This window comes from Frankia sp. Allo2 (genome assembly GCF_000733325.1).
Lineage (GTDB): Bacteria > Actinomycetota > Actinomycetes > Frankiales > Frankiaceae > Frankia > Frankia casuarinae.
Map to the genome: position 1 here is coordinate 1 of NZ_JPHT01000047.1, position 24,962 is coordinate 24,962.

Here is a 24,962-nt window from a genome sequence, read left to right on the forward strand (position 1 = left end):
CGGCCCGACCTGATCGCCGGCTTCCTCGGCCAGACCGAACTGATCATCGACCCGGAACCGCCGTAGCCAGACCCTGACCATTCAAGCTCTGTAGTGGTGTCCGCTGCCGAACGTCACATGATGCCGGGCCGAACCGCGGGAGAGCTCGAACCGCTGCGGGCTGTCGACATGGGCCTCGTCCCTGGCAGCGGAGTCCAGCGAGACGAACACCGTGGCACCCGCGGGGACGGTGACCGAGCCCAGTTCCACGTCGGCCATCGCGTACGTCATGCCGGCGAAGCCAGTGCTGGACTGGGCATAACGGAGGATCTCCTCGACCGCCGCCGCGATGTCCGTCCTGCCCCGCTTCAGATGCTCCATCTGCTCCGGATGCCGGAACATCGCCAGGAACCCGTTGCCGATCTGGACGACCGTGCTCTCGTAACCGGCGATCGCGGTCAGCAGGACGGTCGACACCAGTTCCTCGTCGGAGAACCCTGTGCCGTCCTCGTCCCGAACCACGGTCAGGGCACCCAGAGCGCCGTTGCCCGGCTCCTCACGCTCACGGAGGACCATCTCCACCGCGCAGTCGTGCAGCGAACGCATCGCCTCGCCGAGGCACTGTTGCATCGGCGGAGTCCGCTGTCCTGCGGCTGTCGATCAGTCATGATCGAGTGATGCGTCGACGTCGTGCCTGTCCACCGGTTCCGGTGTCGGAGTTCGCGGGGTTCCGGTTCCCACCTGAGGTGATTGTCCTCGCTGTCCGCTGGTACCTGCGGTACGTACTGTCCTACCGGGACGTCGAGGAGCTGCTCGCTGAACGCGGCCTCGAGGTCGACCACGTCACGGTCTATCGGTGGGTGCAGCGCTTCACGCCCTTGCTGGTGGAGGCGGCCCGGCCGTGCCGGCACCGTCCTGGCGGAAGGTGGTTCGTCGACGAGACCTACGTCAAGGTCTCCGGCCGCTGGACCTACGTGTACCGGGCGGTCGACCAATACGGGCAGGTCATCGACGNCCTCGCCAGCACACGGCGCGACCAGGCAACCGCCCGGCGANTCTTCGTTCGAGCGCTGACGTATGGGCGCCGCCCGGACGAGGTCACCACCGACAAGGCCGCGGTCTACCCGCGGGTCCTCGACGAGCTGGTACCCGAGGCCTGCCACATCGACGCCGCCCGGGAGAACAACCGGATCGAAGCCGACCACGGCCGGTTGACAGCACGGCTCCGACCGATGCGCGGACTGAAACGACTGCGGTCCGTCCAGACGATCAGCGCCGGCCACGCGCTGGTCCAGAACATCCGCCGCGGCCACTACGAACTCGGGATCGACACCAGGCCGCAGATACGGCTGGCAGCCGCGTTCACCGAACTCGCCGCCGCTGTCTGACCGACGGTCGTCCCGGCCGCTGGCATGCCCAGCTTCCCCATAATGCAACAGCGCCAGCCTAGATCGTGACGATCCTCAGGAGGTCTTCCAGGCCGGCGAGGTCGGCGGCGTTGCGGGTGTAGATGCTGGCTCCGTGGGCGTGGGCGGTGGCCGCAATCAGCAGGTCCATGGTGCGTGCGCGTGGCTGGCGCCCGACTTCGACGACACGGGCGGCGAGACGTCCGTAGCTGTCGGCGACGGCGTCGTCGACGGGCNGCGGGTCGAACCGTCGTTGGATCGCGCTGAGGCGGGCGAGCCGGGTCGCGCGGGCCTGGGGCGTCCTGGCGACGAGGATGCCGAACTGGAGTTCGGCGATGCTGATGACGCTGACGGCCAGCTCGCCGGGGAGGGGGGTGACGTCTGTGGCGACCAGGACACTGGTGTCGAGGACGCCGCGCGTCATCGGCGCCCCCAGGGATCCGTGAGGGAATTGTCGACGAGGGTGCGGTCCTGCGGCCAGTCGGTGTCCTCCGGCTGCGCGAAGAGATCAGCCAGATCGTCCCAGCGCCGCCACGTACGCGGACTCACCGGGCCGAGGACGGCTGCTGGCCGGCCGGCCACGGTGATGGTGAGCCGTTCACCGGCCTGGGCGCGGCGCACCAGGTCGCTGGCGTTCTGCCGGACCTCTCGAAGCCCTATCTCGTCCACCCTCCGAGGGTAGCACTTGTGCTACCTGCGTGTCGGTGCGCGGATGCTCCGGTACGGCGCGGCATCGGCACTGTTACAGGCGCTGTTGCATTATGGGGAAGCTGGGTATGCCAACGGGCCGGATGTCTGCTGGTCAGAGGGCTGCGGCGAGTTCGGTGAACGCGGCTGCCAACCTCAGGTGCGGGCTGCTGTCGATTCCGAGTTCGTAGTGGCCGCGGCGGATGTTCTGGACCAAGGCGTGTCCGGCGCTGACGGTCTGGACGGAGCGGAGGCGTTTCAGTCCGCGCATCGGCCGGATCCGTGCTGTCAACCGGCCGTGGTCGGTTTCGATCCGGTTGTTCTCCCGGGCGGCGTCGACATGACAGGCCCCAGGGAGTAGCTCGTCGAGGACCCGCGGGTAGACCGCGGCCTTGTCCGTAGTGACCTCGACCGGGCGGCGCCCGTGCNTCAGCGCCCGGGCGAAGAAGCGTCGGGCGGCGGCCTGGTCGCGGTGGGTGCTGGCCAGGACGTCGATGACCTGCCCGTGCTGGTCAACAGCCCGGTACACGTACGTCCACCGGCCGGAGACCTTGACGTAGGTTTCATCCACGAACCACCTGTCACCGGGCCGGTGCCGGCACGGCCGGGCCGCGTCGACCAGCAGGGGCGTGAAGCGCCGCACCCACCGGTACACCGTGACGTGATCAACCTCGAGGCCGCGTTCCGCGAGGAGCTCCTCGACATCCCGGTAGGACAGCGCGTACCGCAGATACCAGCGGACGGCGAGGACGATCACCTCGGGTGGGAACCGGAAGCCGGCGAACTCCGACACTGGGACCGGTGGACAGGCACGACGCCGACGCATCACTCGATCATGACCGGACGGCGGCCGTGGGACAACGGACTCCGCCGATGCAACAGTGCCCCGGGAACTGGCGGCGCGTATCCCGGAACTGGTGCTGCACTACCTCACCCGGCTGCCGGCCACCACCGAGTTCCTCGTCGCCGGCCCGGACTTCGGAGCCTTCGGCCGCCTTCCGGAGGGCCGGCTGCACCGGCGGCCCCGCTACGGCGCGCGGGAGTACCTCGACCTGCTCGGCGCCGCGGACGCCGTTCTGGCGCTCTCGCTGCCGTCGTTTGCCCTGGAACGGGCGGTGTGGACCGATGTGCCCGGGGTGGCCGTCGTCAACGGTTTCGACTTGGCGGACGACAACGGCGTCGAACGTCTGCACGCTGCGATCGGGGAGCCCAGCCCCGCCGTACGCTCGTGGCTGGACGCCTATCCCGGGCCCCTGCCGTCGTACCAAACCTGGCCGATGCGGTGGAACGATCTCGTCCGGCCGACGTGGAGCGGCAACCCGTTCGCGGCTACGATGGTCCACGAGGAAATCCTCGACGAGGAGTCCGTCAGCACGGCTTTGGAGGCCGTGTTGTACGACGAGTCGGTTCGTACGGAGCTCGCCGAAGCGCGGGCCGGATACCGCCGTGCCCTGGCAGCGTTGCCGGCTACCATCGAGGCGTTCCACCAGGTGGCGAGCGTGCACGGCCTCACGTTCTGACCGGTCCGGGAGTACCGCCGGAAGCGGCACCCGAGGGCGGGGCATCGCCCATCGGCGATGCCCCGCCCGGCGGTGGATCGGTCACCGGACGCTGGAGGCCGCTGCGGCACGGTCCAACTCGGCGCGGACCATCTCCGGCGGCTGCATGCCCGAGAACGGCCGGCCGCCGTCGACGACGAGCGTCGGCACGCCGCTCACCCGCAACTCGGCGGCGCGGCGCTGATCGGCGATGACGGCGTCGGCGTAGCGGTCACCGGCGAGCACCGCGCCCGTCTCCTCCTCGGGCAGGCCCACCTCGTGCGCCAACTCCAGCAGGACGAGGTGGTCGGCGACGTTCCGCCCCTCCGCCTGGTAGGCCCGCAGCAGCGCCTCGACGAGCGCATCGGCCCGCTCATGGTCGGCCGCGAAATGGGTCAGCCGATGCGCGTCGAAAGTGTTGACGGGACGCGCTTTGTCGAGGTCGATAGCCAAGCCCAGGTCCGTGCCGAGCTGCTCGATCAGGGCCAGCCGCACGGGCAGCTGGTCCGGTGCGGTCCATGTGGCCATCGCCTCGGCGGCGGTCGGGCCAGGGATGCGCCCCTCGTCCGGTGACAACTGATAGCTGCGCCACCGCAGTCGANCCTCGNCGCGGCNGGNAAAANCCGTCAGGNCCCGCCGCAGCCGGTGCTTACCGATGTAGCACCAGGGGCACAGCACGTCGTAGAAGACCTCGATCAGCACGCCGCTCACCCCCGGAGCAGGACGGCGGTCTTGCCGCGGGCATGGCCGGTGTCGATCCGACGGTGCGCGTCGGCGATCCGGTCCAGTGGGAAGACCTCCGACACGGTCAGCGTCAGTCGCCCGGCGCGGTACAGGTCGGTGATCGCCCGTAGCCGCTGACCCGAGCGCTGGCTGCGCAGGAATCGTACGCCGAGCTCGTCCGCCCGGGCGAAATCCACCAGGGTGCCGATCCGGCTCCGGTCGGCGACCACCTCGAGGCAGGCATCCAGGGCCGCGCCGCCCGCGGCGTCCAGGGCGACGTCGACACCACCGGGTGCCAGGGCTCGCACGCGGTCGACCAGTCCGTCGCCGTAGGTGGTCGGTGTGGCCCCCAGCGAGCGCAGGTAGTCCTGGTTCGCCGGGCCGGCCGTTCCGATCACCGTCGCGCCCGCGGCCAGGGCCAGCTGCACCGCGACCGTTCCGACGCCGCCGGAGGCGCCGTGGATCAGCAGAGTGTCGCCGACGCTGACCTTCAGTTCGTCCAGCGCGGTGTGTGCGGTCTGCGCCGACGCCGACAGGGTGCCCGCCTGCGGCCAGGTCATCCCGGACGGCTTGGAGACGACCTGCTCTGGAGGGACGACGACGTACTCGGCGCAGCTGGCGAGCATGGCCCAGCCGAGCACCTCGTCGCCGATCCGGAAGTCTGTGACGCCGGTGCCGATCTCGTCGACGACACCGGCGAAGTCGTTGCCGACTATCTGCGGGAACCGCAGGGTCTGCCCCGGCGGTGTCCAGCCGGACCGTACCGACGAGTCGTACGCTTGCACGCCCGCCGCCTCGACTCGGACCCGAACCTCTCCCGGCCCAGCTTCGGGTGTGGCAACCTCGACCACCTGTAGCACCTCCGGACCACCGAAGGTGTAGAATGCCGCGGCCCGCATGGATCTCCTCTCCGGATGTTCCGACGCCGGCCCATCAGGGCCGGGGACGTCAGAAACAGCCTGCAATCTCAAGTGCGCTTGAGGTCAAGCAGGTAGTCGTGCTCGACCCGCCGGGACCGGTTGAGTAGCCCCCCGTCCGCGCGGATCAGCACGTCGTGGACAACGCAACTGGGCGCGATCTCGGGCTGGCGCTCACCGGGACGGCTGGTCACCACGAGCACGTAGAAGGTGGACCGCAGGCTCCCGTCCGGGGCCTCGATCAGGTGGATCATGTTGAACCAGTGGCGGCGCTGCACCGGCTCGGTGGCGAAACGCTCCTCGTGGAAAGCCCGCAGCTCGCGTGCGATGCCGTCCCGGGTGTGGGCCGCGGGCCGCCCCGGCGTGTGGCTGAACTCGCCGTCCTCGGTGAAGGTGGCCGCGTACTCGTCGAAGCGGCAGGCATCGAGCGCGTGCATCTGCCGGGCGTAGAACTGCTGGACCTGCGTGTAGACATCGGTGCTGATCGCGGTGGCGGACATTGGCTTCCTCTCCTGATGACCCGCGGCCGGGCCGCGGTCCGGGCTGCGGCGAAACTAATGCGAGTGGGTTGAGAGGCACTCGAAACGGCCGCCCGGCGGCCCATCCGGTGCTCCACGACGGCTCGACCGCGTTTCGAGAGGGCTGCCGCAATGTCGGGGTCGGCCGACCATGGCGGAGTCATCGGAGGAAACATGAGCCAGCAGAGCCAGCCGGTGGCATTGGTCACCGGTGCCACCAGCGGTATCGGACTGGAGATTGCCACCCGGCTCGCGCGTCGCGGCGCCCGGGTGTACCTCTGCGCGCGATCGGCTGACAATGTGGCCGCGACGGTGAAGTCACTACAGGAACAGAACCTCGCCGTGGACGGCCGGGCCTGCGACGTCACGGACGGGACGCAGGTCACCGATCTGATCTGCGCGGTCGTCGACCGGTTCGGGCCGCTGGACATTCTGGTCAACAATGCCGGACGCAGCGGCGGCGGCGTCACCGCGGAGATCGCCGACGAGCTGTGGCTTGACGTCATCAACACCAACCTCAACAGCGTCTTCATCGTCACCCGGGAAGCGCTGCGCGCCGGTGGCCTGGCCGGCCGGGCGGGCGGGCGAATCATCAACATCGCCTCCACAGGGGGCAAGCAGGGAGTGCAGAACGGCGCACCATATTCGGCCGCGAAGCACGGTGTGGTGGGCCTGACCAAGGCATGGGGCCTGGAACTGGCCAAGACCGGCGTCACCATGAACGCGGTCTGCCCCGGCTTCGTCGAGACGCCCATGGCACAGACCGTCCGTGGGACCTACGCCAAGCTCTGGGGCGTCACCGAGGCCGAGGCGCACGACCGGGTGACCGCGCGTGTCCCGATCGGCCGCTATGTCCGGCCGGACGAGGTCGCCGCGATGGTCGAGTACCTCGTCAGTGACGAGGCTGCCGCCGTGACCGCCCAGGCAATCAACGTCTGCGGCGGTCTCGGCAACTACTGAGGTCCAGTGCCGTACCACCGGAGGCAGACATGAAGCTGACCACGGCCGGTTCCACTCTGCAGGCGGCGGCGGAGGTGGCGGCGGTGTCGGCCGCCAAGCACGTGCGTGAGGCGGAGACCGACCGGCGACTCCCGCGTGCGTCGATCGACTCCGTGCTCGCCGCGGGGTTCGCCCGGCACTTCGTGCCCACGCGGTACGGGGGGGACAGTGGCACCTTCGGTGCTCTGCTGCCCGCCGTGGCCACCATCGGCGCGTCCTGCGCCTCGACGGCCTGGGTGGCGTCACTGATCGCCGCGGCCGCCCGGATGGCAGCCTATCTTCCGGAAGCGGGCCGCGCTGCCGTCTGGGCCGGCGGCCCGGNCGCCTTGATCGTCGCGGGGCTGATGCCCGGGGGAGAGGCGGCTGCGGGGGGCGACTCGTGGCGGCTCAACGGGCAGTGGCCGTACGTGAGCGGCGTCGACCACTCGGACTGGGCCCTGGTGTGCGCCCGGGCGGTCCGTGACGGCCGGGACGAGTACCGGTTCTTCGCGGTGCCGCGGCCGGCGTACCGGATCGAACCGACGTGGTTCAACGTGGGCATGCGTGCCACCGGCAGCAACACGCTCGTTCTTGACGACGTGCGGGTTCCGGCGTCCCACTCGGTGTCCCTGCGGGTGCTCGCCGACGGGCCAGCTCCCGGGGAGGACGCGCCCTGCCATCAGGTACCGATGAAGGCGGCCAACGGCCTTACTCTCACCGGTCCACTGCTCGGGGCGGCCCGCGGCGCCCTGCACCGGTGGTGGTCGCTGATCGGACCGAAGTTGCAGCGGCCCGGCCCGGCCATATCCGGCCCGGTGGACCGGCTGGCGTACGACATGGTGCTGGCCCGTTCCGGCGGGGAGATCGACACGGCGGGCCTGCTCCTGGAACGGGTGGCGCAGGTGCTCGACGAGGGCGCGGTGACGCCCTACGAGGAGTCCCGTAACGGTCGGGACTGCGCGCTGGCCGCGGAGTATCTCTCCGCTGCGGTGGACCGGCTGATGCGTGGCTCGGNTAGCCGAGGGCAGGCCGACGGCGAGGATCTCGGACGGTTCTGGCGGGACGTCGTCTGCGGGGCGGGCCACAGCGGTCTCCAGTTCGCCGCGCGGGCGGGTGGCTTCGCCCGCCATGCGGCGGAGGCGGTGAACGACAGGTGACTACTCCACGGGGAAAGGAATTCATGAAACCGAACCGGCGCGTGGTGATCACCGGGATCGGAGTACGCGCACCCGGTGGCGGAGGAGCCAAGAACTTCTGGAACCTTCTGACGGCCGGCCGGACCGCGACCCGGCGGATTTCCTTCTTCGATGCGGGGCCGTTCCGCAGCCAGGTGGCCGGTGAGGTCGACTTCGATGCCCAGGCCGAAGGGCTGACCCCACGGCAGATCCGCCGGATGGACCGGGCGGCCCAGTTCGCGGTGGTCTGCACCCGCGACGCGGTCGAGGACAGCGGTCTGGAGCTGGACCGGGTGGAACCCCACCGGATCGGGGTGAGCCTCGGCAGCGCTGTCGCGGCGGCTACCTCTCTGGAAGCCGAGTACCTCGTGCTGTTCGACAGCGGCCGAACCCGCGAGATGGACACCCGGCACCTGACGCCGCACATGTTCGATCACATGGTGCCCAGCGTGATGGCGGCCGAGGTGGCCTGGACCGTCGGCGCGGAGGGCCCGGTCACCATGGTCTCCGACGGGTGCACCTCCGGATTGGACGCGATCGGCCACGCGCTGCACCTCATCGAGGACGGCGTAGTGGATGTGATGGCAGCGGGCGCGACAGACACTCCGATCTCACCCATCGTGCTGGCGTGCTTCGACGCCATCAAAGCCACCACGTCGTACAACGACGAACCGGCGACGGCCTCGCGCCCGTTCGACCGATCGCGCAACGGCTTTGTCCTCGCCGAGGGCTGCGCCATGTTCGTGCTCGAGGAGTACGAGCACGCCCGGCGTCGCAACGCCGAGATCTACGCTGAGGTCACCGGGTACGCCACCCGGTTGAACGCCTTCCACATGACCGGTCTGAAGCCGGACGGCAGGGAGATGGCCGAGGCGATCCGCACCGCGCTCGCCCAGTCCCGGCTCGATCCGTCGGACGTGGACTACGTCAACGCGCACGGCTCGGGTACCAGACAGAACGATCTACACGAGACAGCGGCGGTCAAGGCCAGCCTCGGTGAGCACGCGCGTCGGGTGCCGATCAGCTCGATCAAGTCGATGGTGGGCCATTCCCTGGGCGCGATCGGGTCCATCGAGGTGGCCGCCTGCGCTCTCGCCTTGCGGTACAGCGTCATCCCCCCGACCGCGAACCTACGGCTGCCGGACCCCCAATGCGACCTAGACTACGTGCCGCGCGTGGCCCGGGAGGCCACCCTCGACACGGTGCTGACGATCGGCAGCGGGTTCGGCGGGTTTCAGAGCGCAATGGTGCTTCGTCAGCCCGGAGGACGGGCAGCATGACGCAGCGGGTCTTCGTCACCGGAGTCGGCGTGGTCGCGCCGACCGGGCTGGGTATCGCGGAGTACTGGGCGGCGACGCTAGCGGGGCGCTCCGGCATCTCGAGATTCGACGACCGGCATGTCGGGGCGCTCGCCGGCCGGATCACCGGCTTCGATGCCGCCCGGCACCTTCCGGGCCGGTTGCTGCCCCAGACCGACGTCTCTACCCGGCTGGCGCTCACCGCGGCCGACTGGGCAATCAACGACGCGGGTGTGCGCCCCGACGATCGGGACGAGTACGACATGGGCGTCATGACGTCGAATGCCTGCGGCGGCTTCGACTTCACCCACCGCGAGTTCGACAAGTTGTGGCACGACGGACCCCAGCACGTCAGCGTCTACGAGTCGTTCGCCTGGTTCTACGCCGTGACGACGGGACAGGTGTCCATTCGGCACGGCCTGCGCGGACCGGGCACGGCGCTCGTCGGCGAGCAGGCAGGCGGGCTGGACGCCATCGGCTACGCCCGCCGGGCGATCCGACGGGGCACGCCCCTGGTGATCTCCGGCGGCGTCGACTCCGCACTCGGCCCGTGGGGCCGGGGCGCGCATCTCTCCAGCGGCACGGTGAGCACCACGGATGATCCGGGGCAGGCGTATCTGCCGTTCGCCGCGGCGGCCTCCGGGCACGTCCCGGGTGAGGGCGGTGCGATCCTCGTCCTGGAGGGCGGCGAGAGCCTGGACGGGCGCGGGGACCGCTCCCGGTACGGCGAGATCGCCGGGTATGCGGCGACCTTCGACCCCGCCCCGGGGTCGGGCCGACCGCCGGGCTTGCGCAGGACCGCGGAACTGGCCCTCGAGGACGCCGGGGTCACGACCGCCGACGTGGGGGTCGTCTTCGCCGACGCCGCCGGCACCGCCGAGCTCGACCGTGCGGAGGCCGAGGCGGTGACCGGGCTGTTCGGCCCCTACGGGGTGCCCGTTACCGCCCCCAAGGCCGGGACCGGGCGGCTCTTCTCGGGCGGCGGCCCCCTCGACGTCGTCACCGCCTGTCTGGCCCTGCGCGAGGGCGTGATCCCGCCGACCCCACACGACGCGCAGGTCGCCGCTGGACATCGGATCGATCTCGTTCAGAACGCCCCGCGCGAGCGGAACATGACCGTCGCGCTGGTGCTGGCCCGTGGCCGGTGGGGCTTCAATTCCGCCGTCGTCGTCCGTGCCTGACCAGATCCTCGCGGACACCGGCACACGCCAGTCACCGATCAGGTCAAGCGCGCGCACTCTCACGAAGGGAAAGACATGTCTCTGATAACCCTCGAGGACCTGAAAAAGATTCTGGTCGAGAACTCCGGCGCCGACGACAGCGGAACCCTGGACGGCGACTTCGCCGTCCAGGAGTTCACCGAACTCGGCTACGACTCGCTCGCCCTGCTGGAGCTCGCCGCCGAGATCCAGCGCCGCTACGGCATCGTGTTGCCGGACGAGCAGGTCATGGAGCTGCGTACGCCGGAGGCCGTGCTCGCCGCCGTCAACAGCGCCGAGCGGCTGCGGCAGACGTCGTGAAGGGTGCGCCTACTGTGCCTACGAAGCACCGGACATCGCATCGAGAAGTGGTGGCGGCCCCGGCGGACCTGGTCTTCGAACTGCTCACCGAGGCTGAACGGTGGCCGGCGATCTTCGGTCCGAACATCTTCTTGCGCTACCTCGAGCGTACGGAGAGCGAGGAACACTNCCAGCTCTGGGCCCTGGTCGGCGGCGAGGTCAAGACGTGGACGTCGCGGCGTGAGGTCGACCGGCACCTGCGGACGATCGGCTTCCGCCAGGAACGGAGCCAGCCACCGGTGGCGGCGATGAGCGGACGCTGGCAGGTCCTGCCCTTGCCCGGTGGCCGCACCGAGGTGATCCTGGACCACGAGTTCACCGCGGTGGACGACGACGCCGCTGCCGTCCAGTGGATCAGTGCGGCCCTGGAACGCAACAGCGTCGAAGAGTTGGCGGCGTTGCGCCGGGTGGCGGAGCTCGGTCATCCGGTCGCGGAAGTCGTCTTCACCTTCGAGGACACCGTCGAGCTCACCGGGTCGGCCGAGGAGGCGTACGACTTCATCGACCGGGCGGACCGCTGGCCGGATCAGCTCCCGCACGTTCGCCGTGTGGTGCTCACCGAGGAGATGCCGGGCATCCAACAGTTGGAGATGGACACGGTCAGCGGCGATGACGGGTCGACGCACACCGCCCGGTCGGTGCGGGTGTGCCTGGCGAACGACAGAATCGCCTACAAGCAGACCCGGCCACCCTCGACGCTTCTCGGGCACAGCGGGGTGTGGATCTTCCATCGGGTGCCGGACGGGCCCGACTCGGTCACGGCGAGACACACCGTCGTGTTGGACCCGGACGCGCTGCGCACGGTGCTCGGCCCGAGCAGTTCTCTCGCCGAGGGACGCCGCTACCTCCGGGACGCGTTGGGGGCCAATAGCCGCCGGACGCTGGCCGGCGCGGCGGCGCCCGTATCCTCCACCGAGGAGCGGGAAGTCCGGTGACAGCGACTCGCGCCGCCGCCAGCGCGGTGGCGGCACGTATGACGGAGGTGGCGGACGGCGTGTTCGCCTATGTCCAGCCGGACGGAGGCTGGTGTCTCAACAACGCTGGCGTGGTGGTGGGTGACGACGGCATCCTGCTCGTCGACACCGCGGCCACCGAGCGGCGCGCGACCTTGCTGCGCACCGCAGTGGACGGCCTCAGTCGTGGCGGGGNGAAGTACTTGGTCAACACTCATTTCCATGGCGACCACACCTTCGGCAATCACCTTTTCGCCGACACGGCGACGATCATCGCCCAGCACGGCACCCGGGCCGAGATGGCGGAGACGGGGCTGGCACTGACCGGCCTCTGGCCGGAGGTGAATTGGGGCAATGTCGATCCGGTGCTACCGACGGTGACCTACCACGACGCACTGACGCTGCACCTGGGCCGCTGCCGGGCCGAGCTTTTCAACGTGGGGCCCGCGCACACCGGGCACGACACCGTGGTGTGGCTCCCCGGCGAGAAGGTGCTGTTCACCGGCGACGTGGTGCTGCCGGGGTGTACGCCCTTCCTGTTGATGGGCACGGTCGCGGGGTCGCTGACCGCTGTCCGCCGGATGCGCGAGACGGGTGCCCAAGTCGTGGTCGGCGGGCACGGAACGATCGCCGGCCCCGAGGCCTTCGACGAGACGGAGGCGTACCTACTGTGGCTGCGGGACGCCGCCGGAGACGCGATGCGTAAGGGGCTGACACCGATCCAGGCGGCCCGCCAATGCTCGGCAGGCCGATTCGCCGGCTGGAAGGACCCGGAGCGGCTGGTCCCCAACCTGCACCGCGCGATCGCCGAGCATCAGGGGGCACCGCCGGCAGCCGCGCTGCCGGTCGAGCCGCTCTTCGCGGAAATGGTGGAATTCAACGGTGGGCACCTCCCGGAGTGCCACGCCTGACCGGCGTGCCAGAAGGTCCTCGACCGACCGCAGCGGGTCTGTTGCATTGGGGGAAGGCAGGGCATGGTTGACCCTGCCGAACGGGTGATCAGATCGCGAGGGTGAGCTCGGTGAACGCGGCTGTCAGCCGTGCGTGCGAGTCGGTGTCGATCCCGAGTTCGTAGTGGCCGCGGCGGATGTTCTGGACGAAGGCATGCCCTGCGCTGATCGTCTGGACAGAGCGCAGCCGTTTCAGTCCGCGCATCGGGCGGAGCCTGGCTTTCAACCGGCTGTGATCGGATTCGATCCGGTTGTTCTCCCGCGCGGCATCCACGTGACAGGCCTCGGGTACCAGCTCGTCGAGGATCCGCGGGTAAACGGCGGCCTTGTCGGTGGTGACCTCGACCGGCCGGCGGCCGTGAGACAGCGCCGCGGTGAAGAACCGGCGTGCCGCAGCCTGGTCGCGTCGTGCGCTGGCGAGGACGTCGATGACCTGCCCGTGCTGGTCAACCGCCCTGTACAGGTACGTCCACCGGCCGGCGACCTTGACATACGTCTCGTCGACGAACCACCTGTCCCCGGGCAGGTGCCGGCACGGCCTCGCCGCGTCGACGAGCAGGGGCGTGAAGCGCTGCACGCAACAGGTTGGCGAACTTCACTTTTTGCGCGGCGGTGGACGAGGCAGAAGCGGCGCGGGTCGTCTAGGAACCGAAATTACACCGTGATGTCCGTCACTTCCAACACACGGAATCAGGTACGCAAGTAGTCGCAGCAACGCTTGACCTGCCCACACTCGGTTGCTTGCTACCGCAAGTAGTCCAGCTCTACCGACGTGGCCGTGCCGCTCGCCGCTTCGCGGGATGATCGATTAGTCGGCAGCGTCCGGCGGCCGGAGGTCCGTACGCGCACCCCTTCCGGGGCGGCTGGCCATCCATGCATCGAAGGTGGACGTCTTCCACCTGGGTCGGTCGGGTACCGAGATGTCGTCTGGCTCAGGAAGTAGTCCTTTGGCGCGATAGTTACGCAGCGTGCCCGGTCTAATGCCGGCCCGTTCCGCCATCTCGCGGTAACCGATCAACGGGTCTTCCGCCACGTACCTACCTGTTCTTCGGAACTATGGGACGCCATGCCCTATAGTTGGTGATGTTGGCGGTTCCGGCGGGTGTTGCACCACCCACCGGAACCTTGATCACAACCTGGGNGAACAGGGGNGACCCGTGTCTAGTATTCCGCCGTCCGGTCGGGGTGGCTGGCGCAACCCGTACGAAGGGCGTCCGTTCGTCACGATCAATCCGCATGACGATCACGGTCTGTACGACCTGGCGATGACGCCGGGCGCGAGCCTGCGCGACTTGGTGGACGTTACGGCGACGCTTCCGCCGGTTCTCTTTATCGATCATTGGCGGGTGAGTCCCGGCGATTCTGCGGTGATCCTGCGGTTCCGGACCTTGCCGGACCTTGGTTCCCTGCTCGGCGGCCTCTGATGGCGGCCGGATGGGTACCGCCGTGCGTCCAGGTGGGTCCGGCGGCGTGGACTCCCTACCAAGAGGCGCTTCACGTGCTGCTGTTGGCTGCTCCGGTGGGTCCGACTGGCGTGCGGCTGCGTGGTGAGCTGGTTCGGCTCGATCCTCGAAGCGTCGTGGCGTTGGCGGACATGGTCCGCGACCGTCGGCCGGTGCGGGTGTAGCTGCGGCGCTCTGAGAGCACTTCGGCGTTCTTGAGGGCTGCGCTGTGCGGCGTGCCTGCTCCCACTGGGCGGCGGGGCTGACTCGGCGGCCAAGAGCACCGGAACGGCTGCGCTCGGCGGCGGCCACGGACACGAACCCCACCGGACACATAACGTATCGTTCCGTTTCATCCATCCTAATCGAGACGAAACGGAAGGATAGGAAGCGTGATCGTTCCGGTGTCTATCGGCCGGTCTCAGGACCATACACCCGTGGGGGCAGGCGATCCGACGGGCACAGGGCCGCTCGTCGGCCTTGCGGCGCTCCGGTTGGGTGGTCGTCGACCCTCGACATGCCGGGGGCTTGAGCTGGTCCTCCGTCGGGCGGGCAGGCGTAGCCCTACCCCAGGTTCCTTCGGCCGTGCAAGGGCACCGACGGCGCTCGACCCCACCGGAAGGCGTGTGCCCTTGCGCGGTCGGAGGGTTCTGGGGTTGCCTGTGGTGTCCGTCCGGCGGGGGAACCAGCGGACGTGCCGCGCCGCTGCCCTCCGGCACCGCCGGCGGTCTCCCTCCTCCGGAGAAAGGGCCGGGGTTCGGGGCAGAGCCCCGTCACATCCCGACACGCATCTCGCCTGTCCCTCTCAAGGCGCATGGCACAGCACAGGAACGCAACGACGCTCCGACGCGCCGAACGGGCGGCCGGTCCGACGCGCCCGGGGTGGGGTGCCGACCGGAGGGAGGCGGGGCCCCGCCCCGGGCGCGCGGCGGGGCGGACGGGGTCCTGTTCGGCGCGGCGCGTGCGGCGCTCCTGCCTCGTTCTGGCTGGCCAACTGGGGTTGCCGCCCCGAAGGGGCGGCCTTGAAACCGTACAGAACATTAGCGATGGCGATCATGCCCTCTGCATCAGGGGACGTCGTGGCCGCCGTTTTGATCTCTGTGTTCCTAAGAAGTCGGTCCCGGATGATCAATTCAGGGTCGAGCGAGGAGGTTAGCTCGGGTACGGTCGCTCAGACGGCCGGGCAGTTCGGTCAACGGGGCCCAGCGGTAGTCAGCGACCTCCTCCAGTTGCAGCGCCACATTGGCGTTGCCGGCTGGCGGATCGATGGCCAGGAGGAAGCGAAGATCGTAGTGGATGTGCTCCGGCTCCCGCTTTGCGGGGTTCGGTGGGATCACGTGTGCGTCCACGTCCACGGGCCGTTCGAGGGCAGGGTTCGCCCAGGCCCGGGGAATCCCTGTCTCTTCGGCCAGCTCACGTAGGGCTGCGTCCAGGAGCGAGGCGTCGTCCGGCTCGATGTGCCCGCCGGGAAGGAGCCATCGGTTCAGGCTGCGGTGGCGGATCTGGAGGACTTGGCGATCAGAGGTGACTGCGACCACTCCGCAGGTCACGTGGCCGGGTGTGGTCGTCCTGGAGGCCAGGGGCGCGTCGCTTCCTCGGGCCGCTTCCAGCAGAGGGGCCAGAGACTCGGCGTCCTCCGGGTGTGCGTCGAGATGCGCACGGATGGTCTTGGCGATGTCGTCGTTCGTGACGGGCATGGGGGTTCACTCCTCGTTGAAGCATCGCAGCCAGGACCGGGCGATGATTTCACGCTCCCGGTTGCCGACCTCGTGTAGGCCCGGCTCCATGGTCTGTCCCGACGACAGCAGCGCGAGGGCCGCGAGGATCTCGCCTTGGACAAGGAAGATGAACGGGCCGACCGCAGCGCCGTGGACGAAGTTGACCGCATTTCCATCGTTGAGCAGATAGAAATGATGGTTCCATGAGGTCATGCGGCTGAGGTGTGGGCCGAGCCGGTCGACCCGGTAGGTTCCGCGGAGCGAGGCGAGGTTCAGTTCGTCGTCCGACGATGTCACGGACGCCACGTAGGAGCCGGGCCGCAGGTAAGTGAAGTCTTCACCCTCCAGCGCCCGGTTGCCGGTGGCGCACACGATGACATCGGCGCGGCCCAGCGCCTCGGACTTTGACCATTTCACCGCGAATCCATGCGACATGGCCTCGACCGCACGCACCGGGTCTGTCTCGTACACGGTGGTGCGGACCGATTTGGCTCGAAGGGTGTTCGCCACGCTACGACCGATCTTGCCGTAACCGATGACGCAGGTCTCACGGCCGTGCAGGATATCCCCGTGCTCTCGGAGAAGCGATTCGGTGGAGAACACGACGGACTGACCCACCAGATAGTCTTCCGGCTGCTTCAGCGGACTGCGGGCTACCGAGAAAACCGGGCAGGGTGGTTTCCCACACGAAAGGTACTTACGGTACCCGTTCTCCGTGTCCTCGACGACTCCCACGATTCGCCCGCTGAACTGCCGACACAGGGAGGTTAGCGCGGGCGCGAAGTAACCGCCGATATCCAACAGGACAAGGTCTCGACCTGCGGCCCGCTCTTCGATGTACGCGAGAACTTTCGCAGGATGGGTGAAGCGATCGCGGTCCAGGTCATCACAGTGGTACCGGCCGCTGATGGCGGCCCGCGTCGTCGGGTCACAGGACTTCGGCTTGGGAAGAATCGATATAAGATCGTTCCCTCGCGCCACCGCGTCCAGGAAGAAGGGCCGGTCGGGCAGCATGTGAGTGATGACGATGGTCGCCACTTCGTGCACCGATGGGAATGCGTTGTTGACTGCCAGGAAGTATTGCTCAATGCGTCTCCTTGCCGAAGGTTCGGCGACGATCGTCGCGGGCGCGGCCCGGTCGAGGGTCAGGCTGCCGTCCATCTCGTCCACGTTCGGTCGACTCCCAGATCAGGAGGGAATTACACAGGGGGGTTGCTGTAGTGCTGATTTTCGTCGAGGGTGCGAGGCGATGGGCCGGCCTCCCCGTTCATCGGCTCGCAGCCACCGACCTTCGTGAAGATCGTCCAGGCGATGAGTTCACACGTCTCTCGCGTGATGCGCCGGGTGATCCGCTGCGTCCGGTCCTCCACCTCCAAGGGGAGAATGACGTCGGGGTCCTGTATTTTCTTGTGTGCCCAGACGTGTGCGTCGTTCCAGGTGGCGAAGGTGGCGATCTGCACACCGTAGCCGTTCAGGACGGCGTAGGGCCGGATGTGCCGGGCGATCACCTCCCCGAGCTGGATCCCCCTCCATCCGTGATCTTGATTATTTGGTTCTTNATCCATTGAGCCTCCTCCGTGATGTTCTCGATTCGTTCCAGTAGCGCGGCGTATTCAAGGGGGTCGGCTGGGGCACGGCTCTCGTAGTCGATGAGCTTGCTTTCCAGCTCTTCTATCGCGGTGACGGCAACATCGCTCTGCAATCGCAGAATCCTTAAAGGAAGATCGCCCGACAGTTGCGGGATACCCGGCCAGCCTCCACTCATCCTTTCCACTGTCCGTCTTCTCCCTCGTTCGACGTTCCGCCTGGAGCGGCACCCGAGGCCGAGGAGCCCACCGCCGTCATCTGAAGAACGGCTTTCCTCGACCCGGCCCCGGGGCCTGGGGCAAGTGTGAAATCAACGATTCGTGATCACTAGACGTGGCACGCATAGGCGCCATGCGTCGTAGGTATGAGCGGCCCGCGGCGCTGGATAGACTGCGTAAGCACGATCCGGGCCTGGGAGGTCACGAAGGGGCGTCACTGCGATGAGTGACCAGGTAGACGATTCTCGCTACTGCCGGTGTGGCACGCGCCTTGCCCGGGACAACGACCGGGGATCGTGTNGGCCCTGCCAGCGCCGGGCTCGGGAACGGGGCACGGCTGCGCCGGAGGTGCCGGCCGGGTTCTGGACCGCCTCCGATCAGCTTCGGGACGCCCTTGATGAGCGGCACATGGGCCGGGTGATCGCGGCCTACCGCAACCACCCTCATCACACTGTTCTCCTGTCTCAGGAGATGGTGGCCGGGTGGATGGGCATCACTCAGACCCAGTTGAGCCGCATCGAGTCGGGTGAGCCGGTGACCGACCTTACGAAGCTCATCCGGTGGGCCGAGGTCCTGTGCATCCCGGAAGACCTGCTGTGGTTCAAGCTCCCACGGCCGCGCCCCAGCGAGGCACCCCCTGCCCCGGTTGGCTCTCCCACCGCATCGGCGGTTCCCNGCNTCCTCNGGGNACCGCTCACAGACAGCGCGGGTCCGCCGGCTGACCCGTACCGGGTGATCGCACACGTAGGGGAGGTGGTCATCGTGGCCATCGACCGGCGCACGTTTCTCGCGGGAAGCGGTGCCGGGTTCCTGGTCGGGGGCGCGGTCATGCCCTTGGCGTCGTATCAGCAGGTTGCACCTGAGGCCATCGAGTATCTGGCGGCTCAGCTTGACGGCTACTACCGGGCCGAGGCCGCGTTGGGGCCGCACACCGTGATTCCGTCGGTGCTGGTGCAGCAGGAACTCATCCGGCAGTTCCTGCGTGTGGCCCGGGGCCCCGAACGGCACGCCCTGTTGCGCACGAGCGTCGCCTACGCGGGCCTGATGACCTGGCTCTACCAGGATGCCGGGGACCTCGTGAGCGCGTCGCACTGGGCGAACCAGGCTCTCGAACTCGCCCACCGGGTGGGAGACACCCAACTCGTCCGACACGCCCTGACGAACAAGGCGATGATCTGTACCGACCAGCAGGATGGACCCGGCACCCTCGATCTGACCAGCGCGGCCCTGACGGACGGGAACGGCCTGTGCGCAAAGGTCCGGGTACAGGCGATGCAGCAGACCGCCCACGGCTACGCCCTCATCGGCGACCGGCGCGGCGCAGACTACGCCCTGGACAAGGCCGCGGCCCTGCTGGTCCGCGTCGATGACGACTACCCGTGGTTCAACGCCTGCCGGCGCNCCCCCGGCTACATCGAGGTGCAGCGGGCCACCTGCTACAACCGTCTCGGCCTCGGCCGCGAGGCCCTGCCACTGTGGGAGCAGGTCATCTCCGCCCTGCCCGCCACGGCCCGCCGGGACAAGGGCGTGTACCAGGCACGGCAAGCCACCTCGCATGCTCAGGCCGGGAACCCGGAGGCCGCCGCCGACGCCGTGACGCACGCGGTCACCGTCGCCCGGGAGACCAGTTCGGCGCGGCTACGGCAGGAGCTCCACGGAGTTTGGCACCACCTCACGCCGTGGCATGACCATGAGACCGGACGACAGGTCAAAGCTCAACTGGCGACGCTGTAGGAAGGAACAACGGGCATGGGACTACGCGACCCGCTACCGGCCGAGGAAGTCACTCGACGTCTGGCCGCGCTGGACGGATGGGTGAAGGCCACCGACCGCGAGGAGATCCACAAGACGTTCCCCGTGGAGTACTACGCCGCGATCGAGGCTCTGGGCACGGTGGCCGAGGCCGCGAAGGAACTGGAGCACCACCCGGACGTCGAACTGCACTGGGGAGAACTGACGTTCAGTCTCACCACCTACAGCGCCGGACAGCGGATCACCGACCTGGACTTCCGGCTAGTCGACCGCATCGAAGCCGTGCTGGCCCGCTACGTCCAGGCGGAAGCGGCGGGATAGCCGAAGAGGCNGACCCAGCGGGCCGAGACTCTCCGGCCCGCTGGGCTCCCCTACAGCACCCGTTGGCCTGGGCGTCTGCCTGATCGGTCGCCGGGGCCGTAGGGACAGATCTTGATCCTCCGGGATAGGTTCGACGGCTCGCCGATTCATTCAAAAAGGTAGAATCTTCGTACGGACATAGGTATAGTAGATGTAGGCATTCGAGGGGCTCCGGTCCCTGCGCCATGTAAGGCAGTACGCCACATAGACGAGCTGTCCACGTTGAGCCGCCTGGGAGCGGCAGGACCGGGCTCGGGCTGCTGCACCGTGGGCCACGTGTCCTCGTGGTTCGCGTCCAGTCGTGTTGACGTTCCGTCTGGGGTGCAGATGTGCCGCATGTGGCGTGTCCTGTCGGTGATCAGGTTCTCTCTCGTTCACGGGTTGACCGGGTAGCTCCGGCTGGCGGCTGAGGTCCGCCGCTGTTGATCTTCCGGTCTTTTTCTGTCTCGTTCTCGTTTCCGTGTGGCGCTGCGGCCGGCCTGTGGGTTCGTCCGGGTCGGGCTGCGCCTGTGCGGTGAAAGGACGCGGTGAATTTCCGTGGACGTGGGCGTGAGCTTGCCCGAAAACCGGCCGGTCGCGGGTGGCTGTTCCCGGCCGATCCGCCTCTCCGGCCATGTCGATCATGTGGATGTTGGTACCGGTGAGGTCCGCCGCGCGTTCACCTCGGCGGGTGAGCCGGGCGGCGTGTTGCATGTGCGGTGCAACAACCGGCGTGAGTCGGCGTGCCCGGCGTGCTCGGCGGTCTACAAGCGGGACGCCTGGCGGCTGGTCCTGGCTGGGCTCGCGGGCGGCAAGGGCGTGCCGGAGACGGTGACCGGGCATCCGGCGTGGTTCGTCACCCTGACCGCGCCGTCGTTCGGGCCGGTGCATTCCCGCCGCCAGTACGGCGGGAAAANCGGTCCAGTGCAGGCATGTCACCCCCGGCGGGGACTGTGCCCGCACGGGAAACCGGCGGGTTGTCATGAGCGGCACCGCGAGGATGATTCCCGGCTCGGTTCCCCGATCTGCCCGGACTGCTACGGCTACGGCCGGTCGGTGGTCTGGAACGCGCTTGTTCCCCGGTTGTGGAAGGCCACGCGGGACGCGACGGAATCGGCGGTGGCGGCGGCGGCCGGNCTGACGGTGGCGGGGCTGCGCCGTGCGGCGCGGTTGAGCTTCGTCAAGGTCGCGGAAATGCAACAACGCGGGGTCGTGCATCTGCATGTGGTGGTCCGGGTGGACGGTCCGGACGGTCCCGGCTCGGCTCCTCCGGCGTGGGCGGCTGGTGAGCTGGTCGCGGACGCTCTGCGGGGCGTGGTCGGGTCGGTTTCGGTGCCTGCTCCCGATCCGGACGCGGCCACCCTCGACGCCGGCGCTGGTGCCGGGGATGGGTGGGCGGTGCGCTGGGGTGTGCAGGTCGATATCCGGCGTATCGCGCTGGATGGGCCCACCGACGTCGGGCGGGTCAGTAACTACCTGGCGAAGTACATCACGAAGTCTGCGGCGGCCGGTGGGGCGTTGGATCATCCGGTGCGGTCGCTGGCCGCACTCGGCCGGCTGGTCCTGGTTCCGCATGTGCGCCGGTTGGTGGAGACCTGCTGGCGGCTCGGCCACGACGCCACGTTCACGGCGGCGTTGGATGCGGCACTCGGCCGGGACTCCGGCGATGTCCCGCGACTGGTCCGCTGGTCTCACCAAATGGGCTTTGGTGGTCACTGGCTGTCAAAGTCGCGGCGGTACTCGACCACGTTTGGTGCGCTGCGGACGGTGCGGCGAGTCTGGTCGCGCACGATCGGTGCGGCGATGTCGGGCCGGGTGCCGGTGGATGCGTTCGGCCGTCCGGACGGCGATCCCGACACGTTGGCCCTCGGGGCATGGACCTACGCGGGGCGTGGTCTATATGCCGGGGATCACGGTGATGATCCACCTGACGGGATGTCGGTGCCGGCGGCTGGATCGGGTTCCGACGTGTGGCTGGCCGGGCTATGAGCAGCGAAGCTTCTGTTCAGCTCTCGCTGTTCGACGACACCCCCGACGATGCCGACACCGGCGCCGATGAGGCGGCCTCTGCCGTGGCTGGCCAGCAGGCGAGCACCGAAGGTTCCGGTAGCTCCTCGACTGTTTCTGCCCCGATGGCTACCGGGGGTGCGCCGCGGAACGTGACCACGGTGCGGGTGGGTGGGCGGGCCGGCACCCGACCGGTACCGGTGCCGGGTTCGGCGCGGTCTCGGCGGGNGTTNTCCGATGCGGCGGNGGNATGGGGGNGGCGTCAGGCGTTGGCGGCTCCGGTGTGGTCGCGGGAGAAACGGCGCCGGGTCGCGGCGCTGCTCGGGCTGGTCCTGGCCGACGATCCCGGCGGTTAGGTCTCTTCNCGCCAGACCGGGTCCAACAGGTCGGGGTCGAACCTGCGGCCCCTGCCGGCGGGGTGAACGACCACGGCGATCAGATGCTCTTTGATGATCGCGCGTTGGCGGGCAAGCGAGTAGGTGTCCCACTCGGCGCGGACATCGGCGGGGCGGGCGTGCGCGTTCGCCGTGGCCACCAAATGATCGTTCCGTCCCTTGAGAAGGGCTTCTTCCTGCTCCCTGAGCTCTTCCATGGTCGGGAAGTAGTCCTTCGGGGAGATCCGCCGGGGCACCGACGTCCACGCGGCCCGGGTCGCGGTGATGCTCTCCTGCACCTCGGCCAGCGCGGCTTCCCCCTCCCACGGGGCAACCTCCACCACGGCGCTCGCGGTCTCCAACTCGATCTTGTTGAACAGCGCCGCCAGAATATGATCATCGGTGTGGGGGCCGTGGCGGGAGACCTTCCCGCACCCTCCCTGCGTCGGCGCGGGGCACCGGTAGATCGCGTGCTTGCGTTCCCGGTACGGCGGTGACCCGAACATCGACCGGCCACACCGGCCGCACGCCACCACGCCGCTGAGCAGGTAGCGGCGGGAGTTATGCCCCTGCTGGGCATAGGTCCGGCCCCCGATCTTGGCGATCACCTGTTCCCACCGGCGTACACCGATGATCGCTTTCCACTGGCCCTTCACCGGGACTTCGATGGTCCGCCCGTCCGGGGTGCGTTCCTTGCGGGTGACGACCTGCATGTACTTCGCAACATGGCCGTTGACGTTGGGTTCCTCGACCCCCCGGCCGCGTAGGCCGCAGATCCGGGGGTTGCGGTAGACCTTCAACACGCTGCTCTTGGTCCACTTCTTCCCCCGGGTCCCGCGGACACCGGCGGCGTTCCACTCGTTCACCAGGTCAATGACCGGCACCCCGGCCAGGATTCTGCGGGCCCCTTCCCGCAGGATCGCGGCCTCGGTGAGATCCAACGTGCGTTTGTCGTCCTTCCAGCCGAACGGACGGCTGCCCCCCACCGGCACTCCTCGTTCGGCGCGCTGCTTGTGGGACCGGCGGACCCGGCGGGAGGNGTCCGCGCTGGCCTTGTTCGCCGCGACCGCCTGCGCGCGGGCGTTCGCCTTCCCGTACTCGGTGGTCAGATCGACNCCGGGCCCGACGATCGGGCGGCCGTANAGCTCNACGACTTCGATNGCGTCTTCCAGNTCGCGTAGGTCNCGGGTGAGACGGTCCAGGTCCCACACGATCGCCCCGTCCAGGAACCCGGACCGCAGATCGGCCAACAATTCAGCGTAGTCCGGGCGGATCACACGAGATCATCGTGCCGTCTTCCAACACGATCGTCTTCTTCTTCCAGGCGGACTTCTTCTCCTGGTAGACCTTCTCGATCGTCGCGCCGTTCTCCTCGGCGAACTCGTACCCGTCTTCGTCCTGGCGTTCTAGCGCGTCATCCCCACCGACCAGTTCCGAGTACCGGGTGTACAGACCAAGTCGCAAACCGTTCAACTTTGCCATACAAAAAGTGTAGTTCGTGCGATCGTTGCACCCACCGGTAGACGGTGACGTGGTCAACGTCGAGGCCGCGTTCGGCGAGGAGCTCCTCGACATCCCGGTAGGACAGGGCGTACCGCAGGTACCAGCGGACTGCCAGGATGATCACCTCGGGTGGGAACCGGAACCCGGCGAACTCCGATGTCGGGACCGGTGGACAGGCACGACGTCGACGCATCACTCGATCATGACCGATCGGCGGCCGCGGGACAGCGGACTCCGCCGATGCAACAGACCCCTGGTGCGGGATCTGCAGGCAGACTACGGGCCGGATCGGGCGCAGCAGTGCTCAGCGGAGCGGGAGTCGACGGACCCGCACGTGGGTGGTGCTGAGCGAAACGACCACGCCCTGTTCGAGATCGTCTTCCAGCGCGGGCAGGTTTGCCAGCAACAGGGCGGCTTGCGCGTCGGGCTTGAGCTGGTCGCCGGAGCGGAGCAGGACGAGCGAGGGAGCGGTGCCGCGGCTGAGCGCGAGCAAAGTAGTGAAGTCGCTGTCGGCGGAGATGATCGAACGTCTCTCGGTGACGGCGAACGTGCTGACCTCGGTGTCAGGGGAACCACCGAGCCCGTGATCGAGGACGTGTGTCGTGTCGATGCCTTTGTCGCACAGCAGTTCGGCGACCCGCGGCGAGAGGTTCTCGTCGACGAGAAACCTCATGCGGCGATGAACGGGCGCTCTTGCGGCATCGTCTCCGCGGCGAACGCGAGAGCTGCGAGCACGTCGTCGCGGGTGAGCGACGGGTAGTCGGCGAGCAGTTCCTCGACCGTCGAGCCAGCCGCAAGCTGGCCCAGCACCGCGGACACAGTAACCCGGGTACCGCGAATCGCCGGCGCGCCCGCCATGATGGCCGGGTCAGCCGTGATGCGGCTGGCGGTGGTCATAACCACGAGTCTACGGCGGACCCTCAACAGGGACGCTGTTGCGTCCGGCGGAGGCTCCCCCCAGGGTTGGGCACCGCGCCTCCCGCAGCATGTGGCCAGACACATCGGCCGAGGAAAGTCGCCGGAACCGCCGTCAGGATACCCGATCAGTGNTCTCCGCATCCGGCTTCTCACGCAGTCCGAACTCCAGGGCACCCGACGCAGCCGGGACGGCTCTGTCGCATCAGCAGAGTCCGNTGTCCCGCAGCTCCCGACCGGTCATGATCGAGTGATGCGTCGACGTCGTGCCTGTCCACCGGTCCCGATGTCGGAGTTCGCCGGGTTCCGGTTCCCACCCGAGGTGATCATCCTGGCAGTCCGCTGGTACCTGCGGTACGCCCTGTCCTACCGTGACGTCGAGGAACTCCTCGCCGAACGCGGCCCCGAGGTCGATCACGTCACGGT

At 68.5% G+C, this 24,962-nt stretch carries 28 protein-coding genes and 4 pseudogenes; 16 read left to right on the plus strand and 16 right to left on the minus strand.

All coding sequences use genetic code 11. The annotated features are described in order from the left end of the window. Positions 1-81 precede the first annotated feature (81 nt). Positions 82-609, minus strand: coding sequence for a cytochrome P450 (locus ALLO2_RS20490; protein WP_011438478.1), 528 nt, complete (start codon positions 607-609; stop codon positions 82-84). 80 nt (positions 610-689) lie between these two features. On the opposite strand from ALLO2_RS20490, the gene ALLO2_RS20495 reads away from it, so the two are divergent. After that, the gene (locus ALLO2_RS20495; RefSeq protein WP_035734247.1) at positions 690-1,367 is read left to right on the plus strand and encodes an IS6 family transposase; all 678 of its coding nucleotides are present in this window, start codon (positions 690-692) and stop codon (positions 1,365-1,367) included. 58 nt (positions 1,368-1,425) lie between these two features. Here the strand turns inward: ALLO2_RS20495 and ALLO2_RS20500 are convergent, their stop codons facing one another. The 3 genes from ALLO2_RS20500 to ALLO2_RS20510 all read right to left on the minus strand — a co-directional run bounded on the left by ALLO2_RS20500 (position 1,426) and on the right by ALLO2_RS20510 (position 2,865). After that, positions 1,426-1,809 carry a type II toxin-antitoxin system VapC family toxin gene (locus ALLO2_RS20500; RefSeq protein WP_035734249.1) on the minus strand — a complete coding sequence of 128 codons (384 nt, stop codon included), beginning with the start codon at positions 1,807-1,809 and terminating at the stop codon, positions 1,426-1,428. Continuing rightward, entirely contained in the window at positions 1,806-2,054 is a 249-nt protein-coding gene (locus ALLO2_RS20505; protein ID WP_011438475.1) for a type II toxin-antitoxin system Phd/YefM family antitoxin, read from the minus strand. The genes ALLO2_RS20500 and ALLO2_RS20505 overlap by 4 nt, the downstream gene beginning before the upstream one ends. Positions 2,055-2,187: 133 nt before the next feature. Beyond that, positions 2,188-2,865, minus strand: coding sequence for an IS6 family transposase (locus ALLO2_RS20510; protein WP_035734250.1), 678 nt, complete (start codon positions 2,863-2,865; stop codon positions 2,188-2,190). Positions 2,866-2,953: 88 nt separating this feature from the next. On the opposite strand from ALLO2_RS20510, the gene ALLO2_RS20515 reads away from it, so the two are divergent. After that, the gene (locus tag ALLO2_RS20515; RefSeq protein WP_023841934.1) at positions 2,954-3,592 is read left to right on the plus strand and encodes a DUF6365 family protein; all 639 of its coding nucleotides are present in this window, start codon (positions 2,954-2,956) and stop codon (positions 3,590-3,592) included. 81 nt (positions 3,593-3,673) lie between these two features. Here ALLO2_RS20515 and ALLO2_RS20520 read toward each other — a convergent pair whose 3' ends face one another. The 3 genes from ALLO2_RS20520 to ALLO2_RS20530 all read right to left on the minus strand — a co-directional run bounded on the left by ALLO2_RS20520 (position 3,674) and on the right by ALLO2_RS20530 (position 5,750). After that, positions 3,674-4,321, minus strand: coding sequence for a DsbA family oxidoreductase (locus ALLO2_RS20520; protein ID WP_035734252.1), 648 nt, complete (start codon positions 4,319-4,321; stop codon positions 3,674-3,676). Continuing rightward, positions 4,318-5,232: an NADP-dependent oxidoreductase gene (locus ALLO2_RS20525; protein WP_011438472.1), complete on the minus strand. Its 915-nt coding sequence runs from the start codon at positions 5,230-5,232 to the stop codon at positions 4,318-4,320. Before ALLO2_RS20525 ends, ALLO2_RS20520 begins: the two co-directional genes overlap by 4 nt. 68 nt (positions 5,233-5,300) lie before the next feature. After that, entirely contained in the window at positions 5,301-5,750 is a 450-nt protein-coding gene (locus ALLO2_RS20530) for a nuclear transport factor 2 family protein (RefSeq protein ID WP_011438471.1), read from the minus strand. 192 nt (positions 5,751-5,942) lie between these two features. On the opposite strand from ALLO2_RS20530, the gene ALLO2_RS20535 reads away from it, so the two are divergent. The 7 genes from ALLO2_RS20535 (at position 5,943) to ALLO2_RS20565 (ending at position 12,642) form a co-directional block, all read left to right on the plus strand. After that, positions 5,943-6,728 (plus strand): SDR family NAD(P)-dependent oxidoreductase, encoded by a 786-nt coding sequence (locus ALLO2_RS20535; protein WP_023841932.1) that lies wholly within the window; start codon positions 5,943-5,945, stop codon positions 6,726-6,728. 29 nt (positions 6,729-6,757) lie between these two features. Further along, complete coding sequence (locus ALLO2_RS20540) at positions 6,758-7,903, plus strand: acyl-CoA dehydrogenase family protein (RefSeq protein ID WP_035734254.1); 1,146 nt, start codon at positions 6,758-6,760, stop codon at positions 7,901-7,903. A 23-nt stretch (positions 7,904-7,926) separates the two neighbouring features. Further along, positions 7,927-9,201 (plus strand): beta-ketoacyl synthase, encoded by a 1,275-nt coding sequence (locus ALLO2_RS20545; RefSeq protein ID WP_011438468.1) that lies wholly within the window; start codon positions 7,927-7,929, stop codon positions 9,199-9,201. After that, positions 9,198-10,400: a ketosynthase chain-length factor gene (locus ALLO2_RS20550; protein ID WP_011438467.1), complete on the plus strand. Its 1,203-nt coding sequence runs from the start codon at positions 9,198-9,200 to the stop codon at positions 10,398-10,400. The genes ALLO2_RS20545 and ALLO2_RS20550 overlap by 4 nt, the downstream gene beginning before the upstream one ends. A 75-nt stretch (positions 10,401-10,475) precedes the next feature. After that, positions 10,476-10,739 (plus strand): acyl carrier protein, encoded by a 264-nt coding sequence (locus tag ALLO2_RS20555; protein WP_011438466.1) that lies wholly within the window; start codon positions 10,476-10,478, stop codon positions 10,737-10,739. A 14-nt stretch (positions 10,740-10,753) separates the two neighbouring features. Next, positions 10,754-11,713, plus strand: a complete 960-nt coding sequence (locus tag ALLO2_RS20560) for an aromatase/cyclase (RefSeq protein ID WP_035734256.1) — start codon at positions 10,754-10,756, stop codon at positions 11,711-11,713. Next, positions 11,710-12,642, plus strand: a complete 933-nt coding sequence (locus tag ALLO2_RS20565; RefSeq protein WP_023841930.1) for an MBL fold metallo-hydrolase — start codon at positions 11,710-11,712, stop codon at positions 12,640-12,642. The genes ALLO2_RS20560 and ALLO2_RS20565 overlap by 4 nt, the downstream gene beginning before the upstream one ends. A gap of 88 nt (positions 12,643-12,730) precedes the next feature. On the opposite strand, the pseudogene ALLO2_RS20570 reads toward ALLO2_RS20565, so the two are convergent. Continuing rightward, positions 12,731-13,258: pseudogene (locus ALLO2_RS20570) on the minus strand (IS6 family transposase); the annotation flags it as partial. A gap of 580 nt (positions 13,259-13,838) precedes the next feature. On the opposite strand from ALLO2_RS20570, the gene ALLO2_RS20580 reads away from it, so the two are divergent. Next, complete coding sequence (locus tag ALLO2_RS20580) at positions 13,839-14,105, plus strand: hypothetical protein (RefSeq protein WP_011438461.1); 267 nt, start codon at positions 13,839-13,841, stop codon at positions 14,103-14,105. 1,151 nt (positions 14,106-15,256) lie between these two features. Here ALLO2_RS20580 and ALLO2_RS20590 read toward each other — a convergent pair. From ALLO2_RS20590 to ALLO2_RS20600, 3 genes are read right to left on the minus strand one after another with little or no spacing between them, the layout of a single operon-like run. Next, the gene (locus ALLO2_RS20590; RefSeq protein ID WP_011438460.1) at positions 15,257-15,820 is read right to left on the minus strand and encodes an NUDIX hydrolase; all 564 of its coding nucleotides are present in this window, start codon (positions 15,818-15,820) and stop codon (positions 15,257-15,259) included. A gap of 6 nt (positions 15,821-15,826) precedes the next feature. Next, a complete protein-coding gene (locus ALLO2_RS20595) occupies positions 15,827-17,011 on the minus strand; it encodes an adenosylhomocysteinase (protein ID WP_023841928.1) in 1,185 nt (394 codons plus the stop codon). 29 nt (positions 17,012-17,040) lie between these two features. Then, complete coding sequence (locus tag ALLO2_RS20600; RefSeq protein WP_035734259.1) at positions 17,041-17,406, minus strand: hypothetical protein; 366 nt, start codon at positions 17,404-17,406, stop codon at positions 17,041-17,043. 726 nt (positions 17,407-18,132) lie between these two features. On the opposite strand from ALLO2_RS20600, the pseudogene ALLO2_RS28415 reads away from it, so the two are divergent. The 5 genes and pseudogenes from ALLO2_RS28415 to ALLO2_RS20620 all read left to right on the plus strand — a co-directional run. Next, positions 18,133-18,177, plus strand: a pseudogene (locus ALLO2_RS28415) (hypothetical protein); the annotation flags it as partial. Positions 18,178-18,378: 201 nt separating this feature from the next. Then, the gene (locus ALLO2_RS28420) at positions 18,379-19,380 is read left to right on the plus strand and encodes a transcriptional regulator (RefSeq protein WP_369808192.1); all 1,002 of its coding nucleotides are present in this window, start codon (positions 18,379-18,381) and stop codon (positions 19,378-19,380) included. 15 nt (positions 19,381-19,395) lie between these two features. After that, a complete protein-coding gene (locus ALLO2_RS20610) occupies positions 19,396-19,719 on the plus strand; it encodes a 4a-hydroxytetrahydrobiopterin dehydratase (RefSeq protein WP_011438456.1) in 324 nt (107 codons plus the stop codon). A gap of 588 nt (positions 19,720-20,307) precedes the next feature. Continuing rightward, positions 20,308-21,726 (plus strand): replication initiator, encoded by a 1,419-nt coding sequence (locus tag ALLO2_RS20615; protein WP_232235228.1) that lies wholly within the window; start codon positions 20,308-20,310, stop codon positions 21,724-21,726. Beyond that, complete coding sequence (locus ALLO2_RS20620) at positions 21,723-22,100, plus strand: hypothetical protein (RefSeq protein ID WP_035734263.1); 378 nt, start codon at positions 21,723-21,725, stop codon at positions 22,098-22,100. Before ALLO2_RS20615 ends, ALLO2_RS20620 begins: the two co-directional genes overlap by 4 nt. On the opposite strand, the gene ALLO2_RS20625 is transcribed toward ALLO2_RS20620, so the two are convergent. The 5 genes and pseudogenes from ALLO2_RS20625 to ALLO2_RS20640 form a co-directional block, all read right to left on the minus strand. Then, positions 22,097-23,368 (minus strand): recombinase family protein, encoded by a 1,272-nt coding sequence (locus tag ALLO2_RS20625; protein ID WP_232235229.1) that lies wholly within the window; start codon positions 23,366-23,368, stop codon positions 22,097-22,099. The genes ALLO2_RS20620 and ALLO2_RS20625 overlap by 4 nt on opposite strands. Positions 23,369-23,372: 4 nt before the next feature. Further along, entirely contained in the window at positions 23,373-23,600 is a 228-nt protein-coding gene (locus ALLO2_RS20630; RefSeq protein WP_023842259.1) for a hypothetical protein, read from the minus strand. Positions 23,601-23,622: 22 nt separating this feature from the next. Beyond that, positions 23,623-23,814 (minus strand): annotated as a pseudogene (locus ALLO2_RS27540) (IS6 family transposase); the annotation flags it as partial. Between the two features lie 111 nt (positions 23,815-23,925). Further along, positions 23,926-24,294 (minus strand): DUF5615 family PIN-like protein, encoded by a 369-nt coding sequence (locus tag ALLO2_RS20635; RefSeq protein WP_011438451.1) that lies wholly within the window; start codon positions 24,292-24,294, stop codon positions 23,926-23,928. Next, on the minus strand, positions 24,291-24,518 hold the full coding sequence (locus tag ALLO2_RS20640; protein ID WP_023842258.1) for a DUF433 domain-containing protein: 228 nt from the start codon (positions 24,516-24,518) through the stop codon (positions 24,291-24,293). Before ALLO2_RS20640 ends, ALLO2_RS20635 begins: the two co-directional genes overlap by 4 nt. A gap of 271 nt (positions 24,519-24,789) precedes the next feature. Here ALLO2_RS20640 and ALLO2_RS20645 point away from each other — a divergent pair. Continuing rightward, positions 24,790-24,962: pseudogene (locus ALLO2_RS20645) on the plus strand (IS6 family transposase); the annotation flags it as partial.